The organism is Ferroplasma sp. (assembly GCF_037442045.1).
Lineage (GTDB): Archaea > Thermoplasmatota > Thermoplasmata > Thermoplasmatales > Thermoplasmataceae > Ferroplasma.
In genome coordinates this window covers 1-2,844 of record NZ_JBBIRC010000080.1, presented here as the reverse complement: position 1 = coordinate 2,844, position 2,844 = coordinate 1, and the positions used below count along the sequence as shown (strand labels likewise).

3 protein-coding genes are annotated in these 2,844 nt (G+C 37.1%); all 3 read left to right on the top strand.

Annotation, left to right across the window (positions count from 1 at the left end; translation table 11 throughout):
* Nucleotides 1–1,437: methylmalonyl-CoA mutase family protein (locus WKI77_RS07465; RefSeq protein WP_337861198.1), on the top strand; the 1,437-nt coding region annotated here is incomplete at its 5' end.
* The gene (locus tag WKI77_RS07460) at nucleotides 1,400–1,855 is read left to right on the top strand and encodes a cobalamin B12-binding domain-containing protein (RefSeq protein ID WP_337861197.1); all 456 of its coding nucleotides are present in this window, start codon (nucleotides 1,400–1,402) and stop codon (nucleotides 1,853–1,855) included. The genes WKI77_RS07465 and WKI77_RS07460, both read left to right, overlap by 38 nt.
* Complete coding sequence (locus WKI77_RS07455; RefSeq protein WP_337861196.1) at nucleotides 1,845–2,762, top strand: methylmalonyl Co-A mutase-associated GTPase MeaB; 918 nt, start codon at nucleotides 1,845–1,847, stop codon at nucleotides 2,760–2,762. Before WKI77_RS07460 ends, WKI77_RS07455 begins: the two co-directional genes overlap by 11 nt.
* Nucleotides 2,763–2,844 lie beyond the last annotated feature (82 nt).

Here is a 2,844-nt window from a genome sequence, read left to right as displayed (position 1 = left end):
AACTGGACGATGAGAATGTTTTCAGGATTTGGAACACCTGACGACACAAATAAGCGTTTAAAGTACCTTATAGAGAATGGAGAAACAGGATTGAGCATTGCTTTTGATATGCCAACACTTTATGGATACGACTGCGACAGTAAAAGATCGGAGGGTGAAGTAGGAAAGTGCGGAGTAAATGTTTCATCACTGCATGATATGGAAAGAATCTTCGATGGCATTGATCTTGGAAAAGTAAGTACTTCAATGACAATAAATGCACCTGCGGCAGTATTAACGGCCATGTATTTTGTACTGGCTGAAAAAAAAGGGATACCTCTGGATCGTATAGCCGGAACCGTACAGGCTGATATATTGAAAGAGTATATTGCACAGAAAGAGTGGATGTACCCGCCGGAAGCACATTTAAGGCTCATAAGGGATATGCTTACATATTCAACAAAATATGTACCGAAATGGAATTATATAAGTGTGTCAGGATACCATATAAGGGAAGCAGGTTCAAGTGCTGTCCAGGAACTGGCATTTACTCTTGCAGATGGATTTTATTACATAGAAATGGGAATTAAAGCTGGCTTAAATGTGGATGATTTTGCACCAAGAATGTCATTTTTCTTCAATTCCTCCATAAATTTCTTTGAAGAAATAGCTAAATTTCGGGCAGCTAGAAGAATATGGGCCACAGTATTGAAGGAAAAATACCATACAAAAAATTCTAAAAGCATGGCCTTGAAATTTCATACTCAGACATCAGGATATACACTTACATGGCAGCAGCCCCTTAATAACATAGTAAGAACTACAATAGAAGCAATGGCTGCTGTTCTAGGGGGAACGCAGAGTCTGCATACAAATTCCTATGATGAGGCGTGGGCTTTGCCAACCGATGATGCTGTTAAGGTTGCTTTGAGGACACAACAGATAATTGCAGAAGAAACTGGAATTACTGATGTTATAGATCCGTTGGGAGGGTCTTATTATCTTGAAAGATTAACCTGTGAAATGGAAGTTGAAGCTTACAAATACTTTTCTGAAATAGAAAAAATGGGGGGCATACTTAATGCTGTAAAATCTGGATATGTACAGAAGGAAATAGCAGATACATCATACAGAAAGCAATTAAAAATAGAAAATAAGGATGATATAATAGTAGGAGTAAACAAATATGTTGATAAAGATGAAAAACCTATTAATGTATTGAAAATTACAGATATAGCAGAAAAGGGTCAGGTAATCCAACTTGAAGACGTAAAGGCCAAGAGAAATGTGGACAAGGTTAAAAAATCGCTTCAAGATCTCAAAAATGCAATGGAAGATGATAGCATAAATTTAATGCCTTACATTATGGACTGTGTAAGGGATTACTGCACGCTTGAAGAAATATCAAATGTAGGGAGGGATGTATTTGGACAGTGGAAAGAACCGAAAATATATTGAAGCGCCAATTAGAGTTTTACTGGCAAAACCGGCAATAGATGGTCATGATCGTGGAATATTTGTGCTTGCAAGGGCATTCAGGGACGCAGGCATGGATGTTATATATGCAGGCCTTTTGCCGACACCAGATGAAGTTGTTGAAACAGCTATTAATGAGGATGTTGATGTAATTGCACTGAGCCTTTTAAATGGTGCTCATATGACAGCATTCAAAAATGTTATGGAAATCATGAAAAAACGTGGCGTAATAGATATAGCAGTGATTGGCGGTGGGATAATTCCTGATGAAGACAAGCCTGCACTGGAAAAAATGGGAATATCCGGTAATTTTGGCCCCGGAACTCCACTTAATGTAATCATAAACCATGTAAAGAAGAGGGCAAAAGAAATCAGGAAATTGAGGGAAGATGAATATTGAAAAGCTCACCGACGGCATTCTTGCCGGCGATTACAGAAGCATTGCAAGATCCATATCATTGGTAGAGAATTCAGGATATGAAATAAAAAAGGAGATCATTAGCAGGATATATAAAAATGGAAATGCCAAAATTATAGGAATTACAGGCCCTCCTGGAGTTGGAAAAAGCACTTTAATAAGCAATCTTGCCCCGTTGCTGGCTGAACATGGAAAAGTTTCAGTCCTTGCCATAGACCCTGCAAGCCCTTTTTCCGGAGGATCAATACTGGGAAACAGGATAAGAATGCAGGCAAACCTTAGCGAGAAGGGAATATATATGAGGAGCATATCAAACAGGCTTTACAACGGTGGCTTATCTGAATATACATGGGACATAACCAAAATTCTTGAGGCATCTGGAAGCGACTTTATAATACTGGAAACAGTGGGTTCCGGGCAATCGGATATTGATATAATGAATATAGCAGATATAACATGTGTAATACTTGCTCCTGGCCTTGGCGATGAAATACAGGCAATCAAATCCGGCATAATGGAAATTGGCGATATATTTATAATCAATAAAATAGACAGGGAAGGATCGTATTTTGCAATTAAGGACATAAGAGAATCATTGAATATGAGCAATAAGATCTCAACACCTGTTATAGGGGTTAATTCCATAACGGGTGAAAATTATGATGAACTGGTAAATAATATATTGAAAATGGAGAAAAAAAAGGGAAATGATAAGTATTATAAGAAATTAAAAATGGTTATAATGGAAACTATATACGATTATTATTCAAATTATATAGATAACATAAATTACGGATCAAGGCTAATTGAGCGTGACCCATACACTGTTGCCGAAGAAATATTAACAAGAGATTCAAAAAAATGGAAAATGGGATATAATGAATTATAATGATATCATTATGTACTATTGACATGTATGCTGTTAACAATGAAAGCCGAAGAAGTCCTGAACCTGTTACAGATATCCAGAA